Genomic DNA, 17,355 nt, shown 5'->3' on the forward strand with positions numbered 1-17,355 from the left:
TATGTGGGGTTTTTGTTATATATATTTAGCAATTAGAGTGTGCTTATTATTGCGCTTCCAGCCTAAATAGCGTTTTGCAAGTAAAGTGGTTAAGCCTATAACCACAGCTATAAATAACAAAGTTGCGCCATAACTCATACCGTACCCCGGTGGAAGGCCTACTAATGTGTCACCGTATGTCATATCGCTAAAACTAAGTCCTAAAACAGGGATAAGCAACCAAGCGACAGCGTGCAATAAATACAAATGTGCAAGGTATGAGAACATACTGGTTTTACCAAGCACTTGTAAAAAGTTGCGAGAAAAGTCGGCTTTAACATGGCTTAAAAGTTTAAGCGCAATTAGCCCAAGGCCCACGGTTAGCAACATAAATTGTAATGACAGTGGGTATTTTGTCGGGTTTAAAAACGACATAACAGTATTAATAGTATTGGTATGAATAGTAAATACTGAAGTGTCGCCGTATAAATTAAAACCGCGCAGCACAGTGTATAAAGCAAGGCAGCTTGCACCTAATATAGCTGCATAATTCATCACCTGAGCTTTGTACTGGTGTTTTTTATAATATACCCCCGCGCAGTAGGCTAAAGCCATTAAACCTACAATGGGCGCAACTGGGTAAGTTGTTCTCATTTTTAAGCCCAAAGGTAGTTCAAGTACATTTTTTTGATGTGCAATAGACCAAAGTGTATGTGCGAACGTATTTGGCTCAAAGCTTACGCCATCAAATAGATTATGGCCAAACACCAACAATAAAGCACTTATTAGCACTGCATAAGTGCCTAATAAACGTAATAAGCCTAATATGACAAATCCCCAGCCTATCGCCCAAATGACCTGTGCGTATAACATTGGAAAAGCGGGGTTAAAGCTCCATGACCACGAAACAATGGTAAATTCAAAAATGATTAGCACCAAACCACGGACAATTAAATTGTAAGAAAATGCCTTAGTTGAAGCGTATTTATGCTCGGTAACAGCTGCTGAAAGGCCTGCTAAAAAACAAATAAAGGGGCGCAAAAGTGCGAAATAAAGCGGGTGAAAAAAGTAACAGGGCTGGTACCCGGAACCGCCATAGGATCGGTTACTGAGTAATTAAGACAATAATACATACCATGGTCAATCACCATAAATATAATGATAATGCCACGCAATAAATCAATATGATGTAACCGAGGGGCTGTAGAGTGAGACGACATCATTAAGCTCAAATACGTTGAATAAATTTGCCGATATTATATGTTATATAGTATCGTCATGCGAGCTTGAGCGCTTTCAAGCGCCTTGATTTATTACATTAATTTAGGTTGCAGTAGTTACTCACAATTTATCTTCTTTTTAGTAATTTCATAATGGTACACCTTAGCATTACTTAAACTTTTTAATGTACCTCAGTGTTATAAAATTAATGATAGCTAATAAAATAGCAATTTCGTAACGGCTGTAGGCAACCGCTATACCAATTAAACCCATATTCCATATGCTTGCTGCTGTTGCGGTACCCGATGTAGATTTATTATTTTTTAAAATTGCACCACCGCCAATAAAGCCTATGCCGGTAATAATCCCTTGTAGCATTTTAGATTGCGCTTCTGCACCTTCTAGCACTGACATAGCAATTACCGCATAGCCGCATGAGGCAACTGCCACAAGCGGAAAAGTCCTTAACCCTGCACCATGGTGGCTTCGTTCCCTGTCGTAAGCCATAGGCAGGGCGAGTATGTAGGCAATGCCAAGGTGTACTAAATTATCGATGATTTCGTTCCACTGTAAATCAATTTCCATAATGGTCTCTATTGGTTAAAGGTGTAAACTAATAGCAACCTACAGGCCAGCTTATTTTATTGCTTAAAATCAATGTGTTAAATTTAAATGTGAGAGGCGTTAATTGATTAATTGGTAACATTTACATAGTTAATTTACGCTTTTACAGATAAACCCTGCCTATGCGTTTAATTAATTAAGCAAAGTGCGTATTATTTTATTATTAAACATTAATAAACAGTATTTCACTTGCCTTTACATACAACCAAGCTTGAAAAAATAGCGTTATTACTTTGTCTTACTCTTTGTGCTATTGCTTTTTTGGCGCCTCAATTACTTATTAATCATTTGCAACCGCTTATAAATAACGCTTTAAGTTTTTTAGGTGCGCCGTTTTTTTTGTTAGTAAATTTTTTATTACTTGCAGTTATCGTTATTGCCATAAGCCCGCTTGGGAGGCGAAAAGTAGGCGGTGACAATGCCCGTATTGAATTTGGCTTATTTGGCTGGCTTTCTATGCTTTTTGCCGCAGGGATGGGGTCGGGCTTAATTTTTTGGGGAGTTGCAGAACCTGCGTTGAATGTAGTTAACTCTCCTTTAAAACATACACTTTACCCTGACAAAGTAAGTAGTGCTTTAGCGCTGACGTTGGTTAACTGGGGGGCGCATGCGTGGGCTCTTTATGCTGTATTTGGGCTTGTGTTAGGTGGCTTAACAAAAAACAGTCATTGCAGTGGTGATATTAGCGCACCGGTAATCAGTGCGTTAAAAGGCGCTATAAATATAAAATACCAAAACAGGCTTACCTTTATTGTTAAATTAGTGGCCGTGCTTGCCATTTTTTTTGGTGTGGTTGGGACAATTGCAAACTCTACGTTATTGCTACGCAAGGGAATTGAAATAAATTTAGGGATAGAGTCAGCGCTTGTATCTGGTTTTATCATAATCAGCTTAATTGTATTGCTGTATACAATATCGGCCAAGCTTGGGCTTAAAAAAGGTATTCAAACGCTGAGTAAGTTTAATGTTTGGCTAGCTTTTTTACTTTTATTGTGGCTGCTTTTGTTAATGCCCATACAGCCTATAATGGCTATTGCCATTGAGGGCACAAGGGATTACCTACGGCTTATTTTTACAGGGGCATGGCAATTACAAAGTCAACTTAATAACCCCGAGTGGGCAAATGGCTGGACCTACAATTATTATTTTTGGTGGTTAGCGTGGGGACCTTTTGTTGGCGTGTTTTTAGCTAAAATTAGCCAAGGCCGACCAGTGTGGCAATATATATTGGGCGTAGTTTTGCTACCTACGCTTGTGACTATTGTGTGGTTTAGTGTGTTTTCGGGCTCAGCTATCGCATGGGATAAAACCTACCATGCCGGTATTTTAGATGCCATTAAAGCCGACTATACCCAAGGGCTATTTATATTTTTTCAGCAGTTAGGCTGGCAAGGCGCCGTACTTATTTGGTCAAGCTTGTTATTGTTGCTTATTTTTGTGGTTACCTCAGCCGATTCGGCCATATTAGTAATACGTGATTTAACAAATAGCAAAAAGGCAAAAGCATGGAGTATTTATGGTTGGTCACTCGCGCTTGGGCTTTGTGCCTTTATATTACTGGTACAAAATAATGAGCCACTAAACAGAACCATTGCTATTATTGGCGCTTTACCGTTTTTAGTTATTTTTATTTTACAGCTGGTGGGCTTTATAAAAGAGTGTATAAGTGAATTTAAGTATTAGGGCTTAAACCCATTTTATTAATAAAAGGATGACGCACTGTATTAAATTGTACGCTTAGGCCGTTCAAAATTAAGTATATAGAACAGGTATACATATTTTTACAATACTATTTTTAAAGATGTTTATAATTTAGGTAATATTTTTGATCAGGATGAGTCATGAGAGCGCTAACTTTATGTTTATGTGTTATTTACCTAAGTGGCTGCACAGTCGCTGGTGTTATAATTGATGGACAGGCACAGTCAAATGCACGCGCCAATAAATATAGTAATAGCCCAGCTCGCTCTGAGCCTTATAAAAATCCACTCGAACCTCTACCGAAAGACAAAAACGGGTTTAGTTTTACCGATATAGGGTTAAAAATAGATTCATTGCTGATCAATTTAGTAAAAGGTGAGGGCAATACGGTACAAGTGTGTAGGCAAGTGAGTAAAGTATTGAAAGAGTGTGTAGAAGTAGATAAATCTGATCTACACACTAATGAGATTACGCAGTTAAAAACTGACTATGAAATGATAAGTGTTGGTCAATAAAGCTGCTTATAAAAAAGTAACTATGATCGTAGCCAGCTTGCATTTCAATGCTAAGCGGGTAACCTTTATTTTTAGCAACAGCCGCTAAATTTTGTGGCTTAAGTTGCTCCTCTAAAAACCCATCGGCTTCGCCCTGCGTAACAAGCATAGGGAGAAAATCAGCCTGCTGCGCTTTTTTCATCAATTCGCACGAATCGTATTGAGCCCAGAGCTCTTTGTCAGTGCCTAAGTAACCCGTAAATGCTTTCACGCCCCATGGGCAGTCAATTGGGTTAACAATAGGGCTAAAGGCCGAAGCGCTAACAAACGCTTTAGGGTTTTTAAGTGCCACCATTAAAGCGCCGTGCCCGCCCATAGAGTGACCACTAATTGCTTTAGTACTGGTTACTGGGAAGTGTTGTTCAATAAGCATAGGCAGTTCATCAACTACATAGTCATACATATTAAAATGTGTATTGAACGGTGCTTGTGTTGCGTTTACGTAAAATCCTGCGCCTTGTCCAAAGTCGTAGTTGTCGTCATCAGGGACATTATCACCACGAGGGCTTGTATCAGGCGCTACAATTGCAATACCCAGCTCAGCCGCTTTTTTAAATGCGCCGGCTTTTTGCATAAAGTTTTCGTCTGTACAGGTTAAACCCGATAGCCAATAAAGTACTGGCACTTTATTTGTTTCGCTTGCGCCAGGTGGTAAAAATACCGCAAAACGCATTGTGCAATGGGTACTTGTTGCAGTGTGGGTATATTGTTTGTGCCATCCACCTGCTACTTTTGTACTTGAGATATTTTCTAACATAAAAATCCTTAAAAGCCGCAAACAATTAAGTATTACGACTTTTTAATACATAGGTTACCAATAGCGTATTAGTAGTGAATTACTGTACGAATACTTTTACCTTCGTGCATTAAATCAAACGCATCGTTAATTTCTTCAAGGCTCATGGTATGCGTAATAAAGTCGTTAAGAGCAAATTCGCCTGCCATGTAACGCTCAACAATTTCAGGTAACTGTGAACGGCCTTTAACGCCACCAAATGCGCTTCCACGCCATACACGGCCAGTTACTAGTTGGAAAGGACGGGTTGAAATTTCTTGGCCAGCACCAGCTACACCAATAATTACCGACTCACCCCAACCTTTATGACAACACTCAAGTGCTGAGCGCATTACATCAACGTTACCAATACACTCAAACGAGTAATCAACACCGCCATCGGTCATATCAACAATCACTTCTTGAATTGGCTTGTCGAAATCTTTAGGGTTTACTAAATCTGTTGCGCCAAGTTTTGTTGCAAGGTCAAATTTGCTGGTATTAATATCAACACCAATAATGCGACCCGCGCCTGCCATTTTTGCACCAATAATGGCCGATAAACCAATGCCACCTAAGCCAAAAATAGCCACGGTATCGCCTGGTTTTACGTTTGCAGTGTTTGTTACTGCGCCCATACCTGTGGTTACGCCACAGCCTAATAAACAAATTTCTTCAAGCGACGCTTCTTTGTTTACTTTTGCGAGTGAAATTTCTGGAAGTACTGTGTACTCAGAAAAAGTAGACGTACCCATGTAGTGATAAATTGGTTGGCCGTCTTTAAAAAAGCGTGTAGTGCCATCTGGCATTAGGCCTTTACCTTGTGTTTCGCGCACTGCTGAACACAGGTTAGTTTTGCCTGAAGTACACATTTTACATACGCCACATTCAGCGGTGTAAAGTGGAATAACGTGATCGCCTACTTCAACACTGGTTACGCCTTCGCCCACTGCATACACAACGCCTGCACCTTCGTGGCCTAAAATTGCTGGGAAAATACCTTCAGGATCTTCACCTGATAAAGTAAATGCATCAGTGTGACAAACACCAGTAGCGGTAATTTTTACCATTACTTCGCCTTTTTTAGGCATCATCACATCAACTTCTTCAACGCTTAGAGGTTGGTTTGGACCCCACGCAATAGCTGCTTTTGATTTTATAAATTCAGACATGTGTTTATCCTTTGTAGTGGTTTTAAATAACAATTGTAGACCCAATTTGTTTGGGTGATGGCTCTATTGTATTTGTTTCTCAAATAATGATAATCTCTGATTTATTAAAACACTTTTACAGTATGGTAATAATGGCGCGTTGGGATGGCATAGACGAATTTATAGCAGTGGGTGAAGAGGGTAGTTTTACAGCAGCGGCTAATGTACTGGGGTTGTCGGTTGCCCATATAAGTCGCCATGTAACGGCGCTGGAGCAGCGTTTAAATACCCAGTTACTCACCCGTACAACCCGCAAAGTGGTATTAACTAAAGAAGGTGAAGCCTTTTTACATCAAACTAAGCAACTACAACACGCTATGGACGATGCCACGCAAAGCTTAGCAACGCAGCAAACAACGCCTAAAGGTAAAATTAAATTAACAGCACCAGTTATGTATGGTGAAACTTTTATTATGCCCATTGTGCACAATTTCATGCACGCTCATCCTGAGGTCGAAGTTATTGCTACGCTTTCTAACGAGCAAGAAAATTTACTCGAAGGCGGGTTTGATTTAGCCATTCGGTTAGGGCATTTAAAAGATTCAAGCCACAGAGCACGGCGTTTAAGTGCTAGGCGCTTTATAATGTGTGCCTCCCCAGATTATTTATCCCGAGTAGGTGAGCCTCATACCCTAGGCGAGCTAAACCAACATCAATGTTTAATTGGTAATAGCAGTTACTGGCGAGTAAACGAAAATGGCCGCGATAAACACATTAAAATTGCGGGTCGCTTGCGCTGTAATAGTGGTTGGGCATTGGTTGATGGTGCAAAAAAAGGCTTAGGAATAGTGCAGCTGCCAAATTATTACATTGAAAATGAGCTACGAACGGGCGAGCTTGTGCCAGTATTAACTTCTTATCAGCCGGATCAAGAAGGCGTGTGGGGAATTTACCCACCGCGTCAGTTTGTTGCCACCAACGTAAGAGTATTACTTGATTATTTAGTGGCTGGGCTTGAATAAAGCGCGCTTAAAATATAGCCAAGTATAAGATTTATAAATTATTTCTTACATTTATGGTCATATTCAATTCATCTTAGTTCGTGCTACTATAGCCGCACACTTTTAGCATAAATGTTTTAAATAATATGTTTCAACCGGTTAGCTTATTTATAGGGCTCAGATATAGCCGCTCCTCCAAAGGAAATGCGTTTATATCGTTTATCTCGTTTTTTTCTATTGCCGGAATAGCCATAGGGCTAATGGCCTTGTTCACTGTAAGCAGTGTAATGAATGGCTTTGAAAACAGTTTAAAAACAAATATGTTAGGGCTCATTCCTCACGTAGAAGTACAAGCCAATAAACACACCAGCGCACAAATGACAGCGTTAAAAGCCGATTTAGAGCGCTCAGATTATGTAGATCACGTAAGCCTTTACCGCCACGGCGAAGCCATTTTGCAAACCAATAAAGATTTACACGGCGTATTACTGCAAGGCTTGTATGGCGATAATGGCTCGCTATATAAAATTACCGATAAAGTTGTGCAGGGCAATTGGCAAAACGTTTTAAATAATAGCTACAACATAGCTATTAGCCGTTACTTAAGCCGAAAACTTGGCGTAGGTATGGGAGAAAAACTGCGCGTAATTATGCCTAACGCCTCTACTTACACGCCACTTGGGCGCGTACCTAGTCAGCGTTTATTTAAAATAGCCGCAATATACGAAACCGGCTCAGAGATAGATATGAGCCTTGCATTTACCAGCGGCGCATCTTTACAGCGGGTATTAAAGCTTAACAAAAATACCGCGCCTAACTTAAGCGTGTCGTTACATGAACCCTTTGAATTAGCGCAATTTACAACGGATAGCCAGCACATTTTACGCGATTATCAAGTAAGTGACTGGCGCAGTAGCCAAGGTACTTTATTTGCCGCGGTTGCCATGGAAAAACGTATTATGTCTATGTTGTTAGGGCTGATTGTATTAGTGGCTGTATTTAATATTGTTTCGGCACTGACTATGATGGTGAGTGAAAAACAAGGCGAAGTGGCGATATTACAAACCTTAGGTTTAACGCCTTCACAAGTACAAAAAGTGTTTATGGTGCAAGGCTTGTATAACGGGGTTATTGGCACCGCGATAGGGGCACTTTTAGGTGTGTTGTTTAGCTTATATATTAATGAACTACTCGCTGCTGTAGGGCTAAACCTACTAGCAGGTGTAGAGCTTCCGGTAAAATTTGATGTGTTAAGCCTCGTTATTATTGCGCTTAGTAGTATTGCAATGAGCTTTTTAGCCACTTTATATCCTGCGCGCAAAGCCGCAAAAGTAAAACCAGCAGAGGTATTACGTTATGAATGATTTAGTCATTAGCTGTCAAAACTTAAGTAAAGTTTATCAAGATGGCCAAAACCAAGTAGAAGTATTAAAAGGGGTGGACTTATCACTTAACCAAGGTGATATGCTGGCTATAGTGGGCAGCTCAGGCTCAGGGAAAAGTACCTTATTACATATTTTAGGAACCCTTGATACGGCTACATCGGGTAGCGCTAAAATAAAAAATCAAGACGTTGCTAAATTATCGCGAACAGAGCAAGCGGCGTTTAGAAATAAAAACTTGGGCTTTATTTATCAGTTTCACCATTTATTAATGGAATTTAGTGCGGTTGAAAACGTGGCTATGCCGCTACTAATTAAAGGGCTCAACGCAAAAGAGGCGAAAGAGCAAGCCCTGCAAATGCTAGATAAAGTAGGCCTAGCGCATCGCAGTGAGCATAAACCTTCGGCACTGTCTGGCGGAGAGCGCCAGCGTGTTGCTATTGCTCGTGCTTTAGTGACTAAACCCGCATTAGTGTTAGCCGACGAACCTACCGGTAACCTTGATAAGCAAAACGCGATTAAAATTTACGATTTAATTAATGAGCTAAATAAAAGCTTAAATACTAGTTTTGTGGTGGTTACTCACGACTTAGAGCTTGCAGACAAACTAGGAAAAATTGCGTATTTAGATGATGGGAAACTTGCTATAAAAGAGTCGCACCATGTTGCTTAGTTTATTTTTAAGTGAACGTTTTAGAGCGTATTCTGGCCATAAAGACGAAAAAAACGCATTTGTAAGCTTTATTGCCAAAGCCTCTACTGTTGGTATTTTATTAGGGGTCGCGGTGTTAATTGTTGCGCTTTCGGTTATTAATGGCTTTGAGCAGCAATTAGTGCATCGTTTATTAAGTGTGGTACCGCAAGTTGAATACGTAGCGCCTAGCCGACCGATTGCTGATTGGCCTAACAAAGTAGAAAAACTTAAAGCAGAGCCTCATGTTACAGGTGCTGCGCCATTTATAGCAGTAAATGGTATGGCGCAATTTAAAAGCCAGCTTAAAGCGGTAGAAATACGCGGCGTTGAACCTAGCTATGAAGGGAATGTATCGGCCATAAATCAATTTACCAAAGGCACACTGGTTAGTCAGTTGCGCACGGATGACGTTATTTTAGGCAAGCAAATTGTAAAGCAATTAGGCGCTAATATAGGCGATAACATTACTTTACTCATTCCTAAAATTAGCGAGCAAGGCAAGTCTCTATTAGCCCCTAAACGCGTAACGTTAACACTTGCGGGCATTATAGAAATGGGTGGGCCAATTGACAGTAGCGCTGCATTTATTCACTTAAATAAAGCACAGTCAGTTTTAGGTTACGACGCCAGCCAAGTGACAGGTTTACGTTTAAGCGTAGATGATGTGTTTGCTGCACATCAAATTGCACTGCGAGTAGGGCAAACTATTAGTGATTATGTGTATGTCTCTAGCTGGTTTAGAACGCAAGGTAGCCTGTATCAAGATATTCAAATGGTACGCACAATTGTGTACATTGTGGTGTTTTTAATTATAGCGGTAGCTAGTTTTAACATTGTTTCGTCGCTTGTAATGGAAGTGCGCGAAAAACAAGGCAACATAGCTATTTTAAAAACCATGGGCGCTAAAGACAGTACTATTTTAGCTACCTTTGTCATGCAAGGTTTAACGCAAGCCTTTGTTGGCGTGTTACTTGGCACACTAGTTGGGGTTATATTAGCGCTTAACATTAGTGAGCTGTTTACATGGGTTAGCCAGTTATTTGCAGCTAATCCGCTTGAAGGTGTTTATTTTATTGAGTTTTTACCCAGTAAATTAGTACTCAGTGATATTGGAATAACAGTTATTGTTACCTTTGTTTTAGCTGTACTTGCTACTATTTACCCGGCGTGGCAAGCCACTCGAGTCGACCCTGCCAAGGTGCTGGGTAATTAACAACTCTTTATAGTGTAAATATCAATAGGGCAGCGTGCCTTAAGCTGCTAAACTGCGCGCTCATTTAACGTGGGCGCTCTAATTTAGCCTCGCTCTCTACTCAGGAAATTACTTTGACAAATAACGATATTTTACGCCGTGTTCGCTATACCTTTAATTTAACCGATACTGCCATGGTCGGTATTTTTGCCGCCGCAGAGGCTATAGTTACCACTGAGCAAGTCGTTGCATGGTTAACAAAAGAGGGCGAGCAAGGGTTTGTTAAAATGTCAGACACTGAGTTTGCTACGTTTTTAAATGGCTTTATTAATACAAAGCGTGGCAAGCGCGAAGGCCCACAGCCTGTGCCAGAGGCTAAGTTAAATAATAATATTATTTTTATGAAGCTACGTATTGCTTTAAACATGAAAGCAGAAGATGTAATAGCAACACTTGCACAGGTTGACTTTAAATTAAGTAAACATGAGCTCAGTGCGTTTTCTCGCAAAGTAGAAAATAAACATTACCGTGTGTGTAACGACCAGGTTTTGCGCTTGTTTTTAACAGGTGTTCAGCAGCAGTATCGCCCTGCAGAGTAAGTAAATTATTTAACGCTAAAAGCTCAGCAATTGCTGAGCTTTTTTGTAATTAATGTTTGCGGTTAAGAAAAGGCCTTATCAGTAAGTGATTGCTGCATTTGCTCTCGCATTTTAAACTTTTGCAGTTTGCCTGTTACTGTCATTGGGTAACTCTCTACAAAGCGAATATAACGGGGCATTTTAAAATAGGCGAGTTTGTCTTTTAAAAATGCACGTATTGCTTGCTCATCAAGTACTGCATCTTCTTTTGGCTGGATCCACGCACACACTTCTTCGCCGTACTTCTCATCACTAATACCAAATATAGCGGCATCTTGAATACCTGGGTAAGTGTAAAGAACCTCTTCAATTTCGCGTGGGTAAATGTTTTCGCCACCTCGAATGATCATGTCTTTAATGCGGCCAACAATACTCACAAACCCTTCGCTGTCCATTACCCCTAAATCACCAGAGTGTAACCAACCTTCGTCATCTATAGTGGCTTTTGTTTTTTCTTCGTCATTCCAATAGCAGCGCATTATACCGGCGCCCTTACTGCAGACCTCACCAGGTACACCTATTTTTTGAATGTTACCCAGTTCGTCAATAATTTTAACTTCAGTGTGAGCAAGGGCACGGCCAACGGTTGTTACTTGGCGCTCTATTGATGAGTCGGTTTCGGTTATATTGTTGATTGGGCTGCACTCAGTTTGCCCATACGCAATTAATACTTGATGCATGTTCATTTGTGTTTGGACTTTACGCATAACTTGCTCAGGGCACGTTGAGCCCGCCATTACACCAGTGCGTAAAGTGCTGAGGTTATAATTGGTAAAATTAGGCAGCTCTAGTTGGCTGATAAACATAGTAGGCACACCATGCAGCGCGGTACAGCCCTCTTGCTGGACAACATCAAGCGTGGTTTTTGCATCAAACGCATCGCTTGGGTATATAGCTGCGGCGCCTTTACTTACACATAGCAGGCTGCCAAGCACCATCGCAAAACAATGATACAGAGGCACAGGTATACACAGTTTATCTTGCGCTGTAAAATGCATAGCCTCTGCAACAAATAGCGCATTATTAAGTATGTTCTTATGGGTGAGTGTAGCGCCTTTAGGGTTGCCCGTGGTGCCAGAGGTAAACTGTATATTTATGTCTTGATCAGCGTTTAAATTTGCTGAAATCGCATTTAATTCAAGCTTGTGGGCAGGGGTGGAAAAATTCATCACATCATCAAACGTAAACATACCAGGGCTTTTTTCATTGCCAATGCGTATTACATTTTTAAGGCTAGGTAGGGCATGTGCATTTAGCTCACCGGGTTCACATTGGTTAAGTTCGGGCGCTAAGCTGTTAAGCATGTCTATATAATTGCTGCCTTTAAAATGTGACGCGGTAATTAACGTGCTGCATTCTACCGAGTTCAAAGCATAGGCTAACTCGTTTGGCCTGTAGGCAGGGTTAATGCACACCATAATGGCACCTATTTTGGCGCTCGCAAATTGGGTTAAACACCACTCAATGTTATTAGGTGACCATATTCCTACTCTATCTCCTGGTTTAACGCCTATTGCTAGTAGCCCCATAGCGAGTTGATTAACTTCATTTTGAAATGCTTTATACGTTAAGCGTACATTTTGATGGCTAACAACGACAGCGAGCGAATCAGGGTGTTTGTCGACAATAAAATCAAAGTACTCGCCAATTGTTTTATCCGTTAGCGGCGTGCTTTGCGCACCTTTAAAATAGCTTTTTGTGAGCGGTAGTGTGTTTATTTGTTCTACTTCTTTTACCGAGCGCGATGGTGTGTGCATGTGCTTCTCCGTATTAATGTGTGTCAGTTACTTATATCAATCCGTGCTGATAAGTCAGTATTCATTTGCTTAGCCACGAATAGCTGTGTAGCAAAATAAAAAATAGTTAAGCGAATTGTTATAGGCTGTAGTTAAAATAAACACAAATTGTCGACAAAGAAAGAGTGGTTAGACTAATGTACTAAGCATAAAGGAAAGTTAAATCAAATGTTTTACAGAGGGGCTATAAAAACTAACTTTTATAAAGGCATAAAAAAACGCCACTAAATGGCGTTTTTATAGTTTGTTTTAATCGCTGTGTGACTTATAGCTCGTCACTGCGGTAGGTTTTTTTCATAATGTATACATAGGCATTAACAAAAGCGTTTTCTTGGTACTTTTTAAGGCCTGTGTCTTCAAACGCAATAGGTATAGGGTTGCGTTTAAGCTGCTCTTTAATTTCGGTCGTTGAGAACACGCGAACGTCTAACTCTTCAATTAATTGAATCGCTGTTTCCATTTTAAAGCCCTTTGCACTGCCTGCAAATTTACCTTTAGGTTGGCGCTCACGAATGGCAACAGAATCAATTTGGTAATCTTGCATTAGTTTTGCAAAATCAAATTGAAATTTACGCATTATTTCAGTGTCGTTACCGTTACCTAAGGTAAAGCGTGTTTGGCGCACATCGCGAATATCAAATACGTCGTTATCTTTACTTAAAATACAAAGTAGTACATCACTACCGGTAATTTCTACACCACATGTTCTCATTGCTGTTCTCTAATATAACTTAATTACTTGGTATTATACCCAACATCTAATAAATTGCGAGAGCAAGGCGGCGCAGGTGCATTTTAATAATCAATAAACTCAAGTTGTCACATGCTTAATTTAAATTAGCGAGCGAAAAACAAAAAAATGACAATTTTAGGTAAAATTTCAAGTAATGAGCGCGCTTTAAACTTGTAATTGATACTCTATCACGCGACAATATCTTTTTTGTAGTTGAGCAGACTCAGCATCTACATTAGTCATTTATGGCGAAAAATAGTCAATGCTTATTCGTAAAAGCGTTGTCGAGTCATTCTCATTTAATTTATTTAAAAATACACGTGATACATTGTAGGTGTCACCACTGTATGTAAGGATTTATAATGCCAGTTATTACTCTTCCTGACGGCAGTCAGCGTAGTTTTGAAAACCCTGTAAGTACTCTTGATGTAGCTAACGACATTGGCCCAGGCCTTGCTAAAGCAACCATTGCTGGTCGCGTTAATGGCGAGCGTGTTGATGCGTGCGATATGATCAACGAAGATTCGCGTCTTGAGATCATCACCGCAAAAGATGACGACGGCCTAGAGATTATTCGCCACTCGTGTGCTCACTTAATCGGTCACGCAGTTAAGCAGCTTTTCCCAGACGCTAAAATGGCTATTGGTCCAACTATTGATAACGGTTTTTACTACGATATTGATATGGAACACTCTTTGTCTCAAGAAGACTTAGACGCCATTGAAAAGCGTATGTTGCAACTTGCAAAAACAAACTACGACGTAGTGAAAAAAAATGTAAGCTGGCAAGAAGCACGCGATACGTTTGAAGCGCGTGGCGAAAAATACAAAATGGAAATTTTGGACGAAAACATCGCAAAAGATGATCGCCCAGGACTATACCACCACGAAGAATACGTAGACATGTGTCGTGGTCCGCACGTACCAAACATGAAATTCTGCCAAAACTTCAAAATAATGAAAGTAGCTGGCGCTTACTGGCGTGGCGACTCTGAAAACAAAATGCTACAGCGTATTTACGGCACAGCGTGGGGCGATAAAAAGCAACTTAAAGCGTACCTTAAACGCTTAGAAGAAGCTGAAAAACGCGATCACCGTCGTATTGGTAAAGCGCTTGATTTATGGCACTGGCAAGAAGAAGCGCCAGGTATGGTATTTTGGCACAACGATGGTTGGAGCATTTACCGCGAGCTTGAAGAATTTGTTCGTGAAAAACTGCGTGAGTACAGCTACGAAGAAGTTAAAGGTCCAATGATGATGGACCGCTCTTTGTGGGAAAAATCAGGTCACTGGGAAAAATACTCAGACGCCATGTTTACCACAGAGTCAGAAAAACGCGAATACGCTATAAAACCAATGAACTGCCCAGGTCACGTGCAAATTTTTAACCAAGGTTTAAAATCGTACCGTGATTTACCACTGCGTATGGCCGAGTTTGGTTGTTGTCACCGTAACGAACCATCAGGCGCTTTACACGGCTTAATGCGTGTACGTGGCTTTACACAAGATGATGCTCACGTGTTCTGTACAGAAGAGCAAGTAATGGACGAAGTTTCAGCGTGTATTAAGATGGTTTATGATACATATGAGACATTCGGTTTTGACAAAATTGTAGTTAAGCTTTCTACGCGTCCTGAAAAACGCATCGGCGACGATGAAATTTGGGACAAAGCAGAGGTTGCATTAGCCGATGCACTTAAAGCAAACGACATTGAATTTGATTACCTACCAGGTGAAGGTGCCTTTTACGGACCTAAAATTGAATTTACTTTGTACGATTGTTTAGACAGAGCGTGGCAATGTGGTACAGTGCAACTCGACTTTGCATTACCGGGTCGTTTAGGCGCTACTTATGTAGCAGAAAACAACGAACGACGCACTCCAGTTATGATACACCGTGCTATTTTAGGCTCAATTGAGCGCTTTATCGGTATTTTAACTGAAGAATACGCTGGTTTATTCCCAACGTGGCTTGCTCCAAAGCAAGTGGTAATTATGAACATTACCGATAAACAAGCAGATTACGTGCACGAAATTGTACAAAAATTAAATAAACTTGGAATTAGAGCCGCTGCTGACTTGAGAAATGAGAAGATTGGCTTTAAAATCCGAGAACATACACTTAAGCGTATTCCTTACTTACTCGTTGTTGGCGATAAAGAAGTTGAACAACAGGAAGTAGCAGTACGTACCCGCACAGGTGAAGACCTAGGCAAATTTAATGTTGATGATTTTGTAGCTAAAATTAGCGAAGAAATTAAAAATCGACAGTAAAAATCGAGCGTGTAGGGCAATCACAAACAGCCAACTACACGCTTATATTATTGATATTCTTGGAGGAACGTACCATTAGAGGCGGCAAGAAAGGGCAACAAACAGCTCAAAAAAATCGTATTAACGAAGAAATTACAGCTCAAGAAGTTCGTTTAATCGACATCGAAGGCGAACAAGCTGGAATTCAGTCATTAAAAGACGCACAAGCTATGGCTGATGCAGCGGGTGTTGATCTTGTAGAGATTAGCCCAAACGCTGAGCCGCCTGTTTGTAAGGTTATGGACTACGGTAAGTTCATCTTTGAAAAAAGCAAAGAACTAAAAGAGCAGAAGAAGAAGCAAAAGCAAATCCAGATTAAAGAAATCAAATTCCGTCCTGGCACGGATGAAGGTGACTATCAGGTTAAGCTGCGCAACTTACGTAAGTTCTTAGAAGCTGGCGATAAAGCTAAGATTACTATCCGCTTCCGTGGCCGCGAAATGGCTCACCAAGAAATTGGTATCGAATTATTAAACCGTGTTAAGGCTGATTTAGAAGAACTTGCAGTAGTTGAGTCTTTCCCAAATCGTGTTGAAGGCCGCCAAATGGTAATGATGATGGCGCCTGTTGCTAAAAAATAATTTTTAAGCGATAATACGCACCGAATTTAGCGCAGGTACCCAAGTAATATGCAAATATTCACCTGTGCTAACCGGTTTTAAAGTAAAATTGCGGCATTTTTGCTGGGTTTTCACCGGAATATGGCAGTAAGTTAGGCCTAAAAGTGGAGCTATAGAAATATATCTCACGCCTGCTTACTAATTTTTAAGCAATACATTTGGAGTTATTGCAATGGCTTATAAGCTAAAAAGTCACAGAGGCGCTGCTAAGCGTTTCAAGAAAACTGCTTCTGGCGGTTTCAAGCGTAAACAAGCGCATCTTCGTCACATTCTGACTAAGAAAACTTCTAAGCGTAAGTTACACCTACGTCCTAAGATGATGGTTCATAAAAATGACCATGGTCTAGTTTCACGTATGTTACCATTCGCTTAATAGGGGTTTTTAGAAATGGCAAGAGTTAAACGCGGCGTTGTCGCACGTGCACGTCACAAAAAAGTTTTAAAGCAAGCTAAAGGTTACTACGGAGCACGTTCACGTGTTTACCGCGTAGCTTTCCAGGCAGTTACTAAAGCGGGTCAATACGCTTACCGTGACCGTCGTGCTAAGAAACGTACTTTCCGTCAATTATGGATTGCACGTATCAATGCAGCTTCACGTCAAAATGGTCTGTCTTACAGCCGTTTTATCAATGGTCTTAAAAAGACTTCTGTAGAAATCGATCGTAAGATCCTTGCAGATATCGCTGTTTACGACCAAGTTGCATTTGCAGCGCTTGTTGAAAAAGCAAAAGAAGGCCTAGCGGCAGCTTAAGCTTTTTTAAATAAGTAATAAAGAGGAGCCCTAGGCTCCTTTTTTTGTGCCTGTAATTTAAGACTCGCCTAATAATATTCCCCCGCAATAATACTTTATTAATTTTAGGCTAAATATGTCGCTATATGCGTTAAAAAACTCTCGTTTAGAACAACTAATTAGCGAAGTTTTTCCTAGCTATCAACACGTTTATCAATTCTCAAAATAGATCACTTAATTAAGCGGATTGGT

The 17,355-nt window shown here is 40.5% G+C and carries 16 protein-coding genes and 1 pseudogene; 11 read left to right on the plus strand and 6 right to left on the minus strand.

Going from position 1 to position 17,355, the window contains the following annotated elements:
• Positions 1-15: 15 nt before the first annotated feature.
• A pseudogene (locus PAT01_RS00675) lies at positions 16-1,199 on the minus strand (DUF1624 domain-containing protein).
• A gap of 169 nt (positions 1,200-1,368) precedes the next feature.
• Positions 1,369-1,785 (minus strand): MgtC/SapB family protein, encoded by a 417-nt coding sequence (locus PAT01_RS00680; protein WP_004587826.1) that lies wholly within the window; start codon positions 1,783-1,785, stop codon positions 1,369-1,371.
• A 228-nt stretch (positions 1,786-2,013) separates the two neighbouring features.
• Here PAT01_RS00680 and PAT01_RS00685 point away from each other — a divergent pair, with 228 nt between their 5' ends.
• The gene (locus PAT01_RS00685; protein ID WP_154944391.1) at positions 2,014-3,507 is read left to right on the plus strand and encodes a BCCT family transporter; all 1,494 of its coding nucleotides are present in this window, start codon (positions 2,014-2,016) and stop codon (positions 3,505-3,507) included.
• Positions 3,508-3,665: 158 nt separating this feature from the next.
• The gene (locus tag PAT01_RS00690; protein ID WP_054982436.1) at positions 3,666-4,040 is read left to right on the plus strand and encodes a hypothetical protein; all 375 of its coding nucleotides are present in this window, start codon (positions 3,666-3,668) and stop codon (positions 4,038-4,040) included.
• On the opposite strand, the gene fghA is transcribed toward PAT01_RS00690, so the two are convergent.
• Both fghA and PAT01_RS00700 read right to left on the minus strand, forming a co-directional pair.
• Complete coding sequence (fghA, locus tag PAT01_RS00695) at positions 3,994-4,836, minus strand: S-formylglutathione hydrolase (RefSeq protein WP_055253436.1); 843 nt, start codon at positions 4,834-4,836, stop codon at positions 3,994-3,996. The two genes, PAT01_RS00690 and fghA, sit on opposite strands and share 47 nt — an antisense overlap.
• Before the next feature lie 68 nt (positions 4,837-4,904).
• On the minus strand, positions 4,905-6,026 hold the full coding sequence (locus PAT01_RS00700; protein ID WP_004587830.1) for an S-(hydroxymethyl)glutathione dehydrogenase/class III alcohol dehydrogenase: 1,122 nt from the start codon (positions 6,024-6,026) through the stop codon (positions 4,905-4,907).
• 131 nt (positions 6,027-6,157) lie between these two features.
• On the opposite strand from PAT01_RS00700, the gene PAT01_RS00705 reads away from it, so the two are divergent.
• The 5 genes from PAT01_RS00705 (at position 6,158) to PAT01_RS00725 (ending at position 10,873) form a co-directional block, all read left to right on the plus strand.
• On the plus strand, positions 6,158-7,027 hold the full coding sequence (locus PAT01_RS00705; protein WP_029774426.1) for a LysR family transcriptional regulator: 870 nt from the start codon (positions 6,158-6,160) through the stop codon (positions 7,025-7,027).
• A 125-nt stretch (positions 7,028-7,152) separates the two neighbouring features.
• On the plus strand, positions 7,153-8,370 hold the full coding sequence (locus PAT01_RS00710) for a lipoprotein-releasing ABC transporter permease subunit (RefSeq protein WP_126006910.1): 1,218 nt from the start codon (positions 7,153-7,155) through the stop codon (positions 8,368-8,370).
• Positions 8,363-9,061 (plus strand): lipoprotein-releasing ABC transporter ATP-binding protein LolD, encoded by a 699-nt coding sequence (lolD, locus tag PAT01_RS00715; RefSeq protein ID WP_029774428.1) that lies wholly within the window; start codon positions 8,363-8,365, stop codon positions 9,059-9,061. Before PAT01_RS00710 ends, lolD begins: the two co-directional genes overlap by 8 nt.
• Positions 9,051-10,295: a lipoprotein-releasing ABC transporter permease subunit gene (locus PAT01_RS00720; RefSeq protein WP_024034069.1), complete on the plus strand. Its 1,245-nt coding sequence runs from the start codon at positions 9,051-9,053 to the stop codon at positions 10,293-10,295. Before lolD ends, PAT01_RS00720 begins: the two co-directional genes overlap by 11 nt.
• Before the next feature lie 113 nt (positions 10,296-10,408).
• Positions 10,409-10,873 carry a YehS family protein gene (locus PAT01_RS00725; RefSeq protein WP_154944393.1) on the plus strand — a complete coding sequence of 155 codons (465 nt, stop codon included), beginning with the start codon at positions 10,409-10,411 and terminating at the stop codon, positions 10,871-10,873.
• Between the two features lie 62 nt (positions 10,874-10,935).
• On the opposite strand, the gene PAT01_RS00730 is transcribed toward PAT01_RS00725, so the two are convergent.
• Complete coding sequence (locus PAT01_RS00730; RefSeq protein WP_154944395.1) at positions 10,936-12,669, minus strand: AMP-binding protein; 1,734 nt, start codon at positions 12,667-12,669, stop codon at positions 10,936-10,938.
• A 304-nt stretch (positions 12,670-12,973) separates the two neighbouring features.
• On the minus strand, positions 12,974-13,420 hold the full coding sequence (locus tag PAT01_RS00735; protein WP_004587837.1) for a DUF3010 family protein: 447 nt from the start codon (positions 13,418-13,420) through the stop codon (positions 12,974-12,976).
• A gap of 383 nt (positions 13,421-13,803) precedes the next feature.
• Here PAT01_RS00735 and thrS point away from each other — a divergent pair, with 383 nt between their 5' ends.
• The 4 genes from thrS to rplT all read left to right on the plus strand — a co-directional run bounded on the left by thrS (position 13,804) and on the right by rplT (position 17,124).
• Complete coding sequence (thrS, locus tag PAT01_RS00740) at positions 13,804-15,714, plus strand: threonine--tRNA ligase (protein WP_154944397.1); 1,911 nt, start codon at positions 13,804-13,806, stop codon at positions 15,712-15,714.
• A gap of 59 nt (positions 15,715-15,773) precedes the next feature.
• Complete coding sequence (infC, locus tag PAT01_RS00745) at positions 15,774-16,334, plus strand: translation initiation factor IF-3 (protein ID WP_024034072.1); 561 nt, start codon at positions 15,774-15,776, stop codon at positions 16,332-16,334.
• A gap of 211 nt (positions 16,335-16,545) precedes the next feature.
• A complete protein-coding gene (rpmI, locus tag PAT01_RS00750) occupies positions 16,546-16,746 on the plus strand; it encodes a 50S ribosomal protein L35 (RefSeq protein WP_004587840.1) in 201 nt (66 codons plus the stop codon).
• 15 nt (positions 16,747-16,761) lie between these two features.
• Entirely contained in the window at positions 16,762-17,124 is a 363-nt protein-coding gene (gene rplT, locus PAT01_RS00755; RefSeq protein ID WP_004587841.1) for a 50S ribosomal protein L20, read from the plus strand.
• Positions 17,125-17,355 lie beyond the last annotated feature (231 nt).

Origin of the sequence: Pseudoalteromonas atlantica (assembly GCA_007988745.1) — a bacterium.
Taxonomy (GTDB): domain Bacteria; phylum Pseudomonadota; class Gammaproteobacteria; order Enterobacterales; family Alteromonadaceae; genus Pseudoalteromonas; species Pseudoalteromonas atlantica.

Bases quoted from the DNA above. Each gene is read 5' to 3' on its own strand.
- PAT01_RS00680 (WP_004587826.1), bottom strand. From the start codon at position 1,785: ATGGAAATTGATTTACAGTGGAACGAAATCATCGATAATTTAGTACAC.
- PAT01_RS00690 (WP_054982436.1), top strand. From the start codon at position 3,666: ATGAGAGCGCTAACTTTATGTTTATGTGTTATTTACCTAAGTGGCTGC.
- fghA (WP_055253436.1), bottom strand. From the start codon at position 4,836: ATGTTAGAAAATATCTCAAGTACAAAAGTAGCAGGTGGATGGCACAAA.
- PAT01_RS00700 (WP_004587830.1), bottom strand. From the start codon at position 6,026: ATGTCTGAATTTATAAAATCAAAAGCAGCTATTGCGTGGGGTCCAAAC.
- PAT01_RS00705 (WP_029774426.1), top strand. From the start codon at position 6,158: ATGGCGCGTTGGGATGGCATAGACGAATTTATAGCAGTGGGTGAAGAG.
- PAT01_RS00710 (WP_126006910.1), top strand. From the start codon at position 7,153: ATGTTTCAACCGGTTAGCTTATTTATAGGGCTCAGATATAGCCGCTCC.
- lolD (WP_029774428.1), top strand. From the start codon at position 8,363: ATGAATGATTTAGTCATTAGCTGTCAAAACTTAAGTAAAGTTTATCAA.
- PAT01_RS00720 (WP_024034069.1), top strand. From the start codon at position 9,051: ATGTTGCTTAGTTTATTTTTAAGTGAACGTTTTAGAGCGTATTCTGGC.
- PAT01_RS00730 (WP_154944395.1), bottom strand. From the start codon at position 12,669: ATGCACACACCATCGCGCTCGGTAAAAGAAGTAGAACAAATAAACACA.
- PAT01_RS00735 (WP_004587837.1), bottom strand. From the start codon at position 13,420: ATGAGAACATGTGGTGTAGAAATTACCGGTAGTGATGTACTACTTTGT.
- thrS (WP_154944397.1), top strand. From the start codon at position 13,804: ATGCCAGTTATTACTCTTCCTGACGGCAGTCAGCGTAGTTTTGAAAAC.
- rpmI (WP_004587840.1), top strand. From the start codon at position 16,546: ATGGCTTATAAGCTAAAAAGTCACAGAGGCGCTGCTAAGCGTTTCAAG.
- rplT (WP_004587841.1), top strand. From the start codon at position 16,762: ATGGCAAGAGTTAAACGCGGCGTTGTCGCACGTGCACGTCACAAAAAA.